Raw genomic sequence first — 5669 nt, 5'->3', positions numbered from 1 at the left:
AATTTAGCACATTCTTTCAGAAAAGGGGAGAGGGCTTTCTGAAGGAATGTGCAAAAAAATGGCTCTTTTGTTCCGAAATAAAGTGATAATTTACAACAAACAAAACGAAAATTCAAAAACAATATGCCGCCATTTTATCGATCGTAATTACACAGTTGTCTTATATCGAACCACATTTGAAGAGACGCAATCGGCACTTGTTGAAGCAAACTGATGATGTGATCATTGCGATTCATGTGCTTGGAAAGTTATTCGGCTTTACGTCGGAACGAGCATGGCATCGCTTTGTCGTTGGAAACTTATTCATGGAAGAGTCGTTCCCTGAACGTTCTCGATACAACCGTCGATGCCGTTCGTTACGTTGGGCCATCAAATGGATTCGACATCGGCTGGCTAAACGTGGACAACATCATGCGTATGCTGTCGTGGACAGTTTACCAATCGAGTTGTGTCACTATGCACGCTTTAACACGGGTCAAACGATTCCAAGATGTGGCGGATATTGGATATTGCGCTTCCAAGAAGATGTTCTTCTACGGATTTAAGTTACACATCCAGATTACGGACCAGTCGCTTCCTATGGGATATGTGGTCACGGCTGCTTCGTATCATGATCGAATCGTGGCAGAAGAAGTCATGGCTCAACTTCCACATCCTTACACGTTAGGGGATAAAGGATACGTCAGTCGACCATTACAAAAGAAGCTTCATCATGAATACGGAATTGCTTTTTGGACACCATTCTGCAAGAATCAACAGGTTTCTTACTCGAAAGAATGGGAGCAATGGATGCGTCGAAAACGAAAAATCGTGGAAACCACTTTTTCTGTTCTTACCGATCTATTTCGTCTTACTGCCATCCGTGCCAATAGCGTCGATGGGTTTGAAACAGCACTAGATGGCATTTTATTGGCTTACACGCTTGTTTCTCTTGAGCTAGTTGAACAGTAGAGTTCAACTAGCACCAAGGGTATTATTTATATAAAGTTAACATATCACCGTTGATTACAGATAGTACAAATTTCAATAAATTCATATTATTATAAGGTTAGAAGGTTGCACCAGAGCTTATTCCCTCTTCATAAATATATTGAACTTCATCAAATAAATCGGTATCACCCATTAAATATTGGCATACAGCTTCGGTACCCTTACTTATTTTTACCCATACCTTCTTATTATTTAAATGTAGCTCGTAGCACTTAAATGTAGCGGAATCATGAATAATCGAAACCGTAAAATGATAGTTATTTTGCAAATAATCCATAAAAAAGTCGGATTGTATTACACTAGCTTTTTTAATTGGTAATAATTCCGTTAGTAGTTTATAGTAGGTTGCCGCTATTGGATCAATGATATTTACTGAGGTACATCGGAAAAACTTGTTATAATGAACTTTTAATCGCCCTACTTTTTCATCTTCATTTGTACCAATCTCAAGAATAAAATGGTAGGGGTGATCCTTTTTAGAGCGAATACAAAGATTACAGACCTGAAGCGTCTTTTTTATTTCGCTAAATAATTCTTCAGAGGAATTAAAACTTTGTCCAGCTATTTTACTCATTCCTTCACCTCACAAATATATTCAGCTACTTTGGATGGTTGGTTTTTCACGTAGTCAAATGAATCACTTATTACAAAGGTCACTTTTTTCCCTTCTTTTACAAGTTTTTTAGAAAATCTAACATCAGATAATTTGAAATAAATTCTATTTTTATTAGAATATTCGATAAAACCTGCTCTTCCATTAGGTAGTATGCTCGTAATAGTTCCTTCCTGCTTTTCTGCTTTACTGTAAATAATATCAAGCCAAAAATTTTCAAGTTCTGTTTTAATGCTCTTAGGGTTTTGGTATCTTGAACTTAAATCTTTATATGTTTTTGCTAGAGCATTTGAAATATTATAACGATTTTTCTTGTAAATTTCGATTATATACGCTATATGTAGGAAAGCATGATAATTGCTACTATCTGAGCTTTGTAGAAGTTCATACATTGTCTGATATAGCTTACCGCATTTAGATGGATCTGCGTCCTTACTTAAACATGCTTTTGTTCCATAATACAAGGCTTCATTTTTCTTTCCAATACTTTTGTAAAATTTAGCAAGTTCATGATACATAAACCATGTAGGGTGCTTAATGATCAAAGATTCATATATTTTGATAGCCTCTTCTGTTTGCTCAGTTTCATTCAGTGAAAGTGCCTTTAATCTTTGTAGCCAAATATCCTGTTTATTATGCCAAGAGATTGTTAGAGAATCTGAAAAGGCACAATCAACTGTTTTAATACAATCCTTATATAACTTTAAATCAAACTGAAGATTGGCTACTTTTACAACCCATTTTTCATAATCGGAGGGAAATGATTTATCATTACTTTTAAAAGGTGTTCGGTTAAGTTTTATACTGTCTAGGGATTGTAAAAATACTAATGCTACTTGTTTATCTGGATTCTGTTGATTCAACAGATAATCAACATGTTTAAAGTAAATATACCTGTATTCATTCTTTAATTCCTTAACCCCATTCAATATTTTATCAATGTATGTTACTGTAGCTATGTATTCTCTATCTGAAAAACGTTTATCTGTATAAAATGGTTTAATAATAACCTTATATATTTTAGAAACAATCGATTTCAAAATATAAGGATTTTGAGGATACACTCTCACTGCATTTTTTAATATTGTAATACTTTCAAGTACATGACCATTCTCGTAAAGTTTTTTTGCAAATGTACTATATACATACTCATTTACTTTTGTTGAATCGGATTCATATTTTTGGAAAAGCTCTATTGCTTTTTCTATTTGATTTGATTGCACTAAACGAACTAAATCATTGAGTAAGTCAAACGTCATAAAAAATTACCCTTTCTTTATTAAGGATTAATCAAATAATTTTAATTGTTGTATACTTTTGTCTAGCTCTTCTTTCATGAAGTGAGTATTAAGGGATAATTCTTCTAATTTAACAGAAATATGGTTCTCTATTATTGGAATATCATCTGAATCACGAAGCGGTAAAGCACCTTCTTCAAGAAGTTTGAAAATACCTCTTGTTGCTGGAACTTTTTCTATTGGAACAGGACAGAATAGTAATCGTTTTTGTTCTTTTGTAAATTTAATAGTATGTTGAGTTCCCCCTTTGATATCTGTCTGAACTGGGCAAACTGCAATGGATAAACCACTTTGGATACGATCTCTTTGTACAAAAGCTGCACGAAACATTGGTGTGTGCATCGGATTTTCTGAAACTAATAATCCATCTTTTTTTATAATTTCCCCTGCTAATTCTAGATTTTCTTTCGGGAAGATTGAATCTAATCCCCCTGCTAGTACGGCAATTGTTTTACCATTTGCTTCTAGAGCGCCAATATGAGCTTCTGTATCAATTCCGAGGGCTAGTCCGCTTATAATTACATATCCTTTTTCTGAGAAAATCTTGGCAATCCTTCTTGCCATTTTTTTGCCTGTAGAAGTAGGGTTTCTTGTTCCAACAATGGCAACATTTTTGTGTGACTGTAAAAGATTCATATTACCTTTACAGTAAAGTACAATAGGAGCATCATCTATTTTTCTTAAAAGTTCAGGGTAACAGGAGTCTGAAATGGTTATGACTTGAATATCGTTTTGCTGGTGATAAGTAATGGATTCTTCCGCTTTTTTTACGTATTGTTTGATTAAATCATAGTTCGATAAACTTTCAGCAATTGTTTTATTTCTTAGCATTTTGATTATTTGGTTTAATTTATCATCTTTAAAATCAGACAAGGTTAAGTCAGGAAATTGATTATATATTCGTCTAATTCGTTTTGTACCTAACCCTTTAACAAAGGTTAACGCTAACCATAAAGATCTCATTATAAGGCTCCTTCCTACTAGGATTTTGTTTTTCCTAATGCAAGTTTTGTAACATGCAATGCACCATATTCAAGGAGTAGTATTTCGCTTGCAATAAGAGAACTTCCAGATGTAGTTACATCATCAAGAAGAAAAACATGCTTGCCTTCTATTATTTCTTTATTTTTTACAATCATCGTCTTTAGATGAGCATCAATATTTCTTTCCCCACCAAATGAACTTCTTTCCTTTGTTTTAAATCGAACTAGGCAATGGGTACCATCTATTCCTTTAAATGTGGATAAAGCTTGCGCGATTTTTCTAATTCCTGTAACGATTTTCTCTTTATCAGAAGATGGAACATAACATAGAACCAATTCATTTGTTAAAAATTGTTTCAGTATTTGAGTAAAATAAGTGATAGCAGATTCATCCTCGCTTTTTACCTGTAATATTTTTTGAGAAAATAAATCCTGATATTTTTCTTCCGGAAGATAATAATCAAAATAGAAAATAGCATTACTTTTATCATACTGAAGATGGTTCTTTAGAATATTTTCGAACTTTATAGCTTTTTCGATGTCATTTAACAAAAGTTTTGCATTTTGCAAACCATTTGCATACGATTTTTTAATCCATTTATAGGAAATTTTTAATTTGGTATAGGACGAATTTGTTTTTAACTTCATTTTTCCAAAGCGAAATTGAGCATGTGCACATCCCAAATTAGCGGCGGTACGATAAAAATTTTGTGCAATTTCAGTTTGATTTTCTTTCTCAAAAAAATACCCTAGTTCATAAATAGCCTCTGGGACCATTAGTTTCGCAGCTTCCCACATATAGTATTCATAGTTTTTATTGTCTTGAACAAGAAAAGGATTTTTTTTTAGTAACTTTGCTAATTTATATTGTGCTCTCTCATGCCCCATATCACTTGCTTTTGTCAAATAGTGATAATAGTATCTTGGATTATTTTTCAGTTTTGCCCTCTGTGCATATTGGAATAAACTATTCATTTCTTTCTGCCATAAAGGATCTTCTCGTTTACTTAGAAATTGCTCAAGTTCCATAAAGTTTGATATTATTGCGTCTGGCATGAAAGGAATTAATGTTTTTACATATTCACGCTTAGTTGAAAATCCAATTGATGTAAAACCGGCTGCTTTTGCTGCAACAATGTCATTTGGATCATTGCCAATATAAATACATTTATATGGGTTCACCTGAAGTTCCTCAGCGCAACGTAGCAGTTGATCAGGATATGGTTTATTTCTTCCTGTTTTTTGATAGGCAATTAATTTATTGTATTTTATCTGATGATATTCTAGTAATTTTTTTGCATAATTGAAAGAAGAGTTAGTAACAATCGCTATTTTCTTGTTTGAAACAGATTGAAGGAACTTTTGAATATTTGGGTATAACGTGGTTAAGTGGAAATGACTCAAACATTCTTCCCATTGTTGCTCTTTCCGCCATTTTTCAATTTTTGAAGTGTCTACTAACGTTTGATCAAGATCAAACATTAATGCTTCATAATACATGAATGTCCCCCCCATGATGTAGGTTCTTTCACTTTACTAGGTAAAACCTGTGGTGCTAGTTGAACTTTAACGCTCAACTAGCCCAAGAATTACGAGTGAATAAGCTAGTAAAATGCTATCCAAAGCTGATTCAAATCCAGAAACAGAGTTGGCTCGAATCTCTGTGATCCGGTACTGATCAATGAGAACTGAAAACACGGTTTCAATGACTTTGCGCTTTCGTTTCATCCATCGTTTCCATACTTTCGATTGATGGATTTTCTGGTTTTTCCGAACGGGCGTCCA

5 protein-coding genes and 1 pseudogene are annotated in these 5669 nt (G+C 33.6%); 1 reads left to right on the top strand and 5 read right to left on the bottom strand.

What is annotated here, in order from left to right; all coding sequences use genetic code 11:
* Positions 1 to 110 precede the first annotated feature (110 nt).
* A pseudogene (locus B0I26_RS17855) lies at positions 111 to 951 on the top strand (IS982 family transposase).
* Positions 952 to 1048: 97 nt separating this feature from the next.
* Here the strand turns inward: B0I26_RS17855 and B0I26_RS17850 are convergent.
* From B0I26_RS17850 to B0I26_RS17830, 5 genes are all read right to left on the bottom strand, one after another.
* The gene (locus tag B0I26_RS17850; protein WP_111646680.1) at positions 1049 to 1564 is read right to left on the bottom strand and encodes a hypothetical protein; all 516 of its coding nucleotides are present in this window, start codon (positions 1562 to 1564) and stop codon (positions 1049 to 1051) included.
* Complete coding sequence (locus B0I26_RS17845; protein ID WP_111646679.1) at positions 1561 to 2862, bottom strand: DUF7017 domain-containing protein; 1302 nt, start codon at positions 2860 to 2862, stop codon at positions 1561 to 1563. Before B0I26_RS17845 ends, B0I26_RS17850 begins: the two co-directional genes overlap by 4 nt.
* Positions 2863 to 2889: 27 nt before the next feature.
* Positions 2890 to 3864: a DNA-processing protein DprA gene (gene dprA, locus B0I26_RS17840; protein WP_111646678.1), complete on the bottom strand. Its 975-nt coding sequence runs from the start codon at positions 3862 to 3864 to the stop codon at positions 2890 to 2892.
* Positions 3865 to 3881: 17 nt separating this feature from the next.
* On the bottom strand, positions 3882 to 5384 hold the full coding sequence (locus tag B0I26_RS17835) for an HAD-IA family hydrolase (RefSeq protein ID WP_181503003.1): 1503 nt from the start codon (positions 5382 to 5384) through the stop codon (positions 3882 to 3884).
* A 66-nt stretch (positions 5385 to 5450) separates the two neighbouring features.
* The coding region (locus B0I26_RS17830; RefSeq protein ID WP_342767137.1) for a transposase at positions 5451 to 5669 on the bottom strand (219 nt) is incomplete at its 5' end.

Source organism: Paranoxybacillus vitaminiphilus (assembly GCF_003259935.1).
Taxonomy (GTDB): domain Bacteria; phylum Bacillota; class Bacilli; order Bacillales; family Anoxybacillaceae; genus Paranoxybacillus; species Paranoxybacillus vitaminiphilus.
This window is presented reverse-complemented; position numbering and strand designations above follow the sequence as displayed.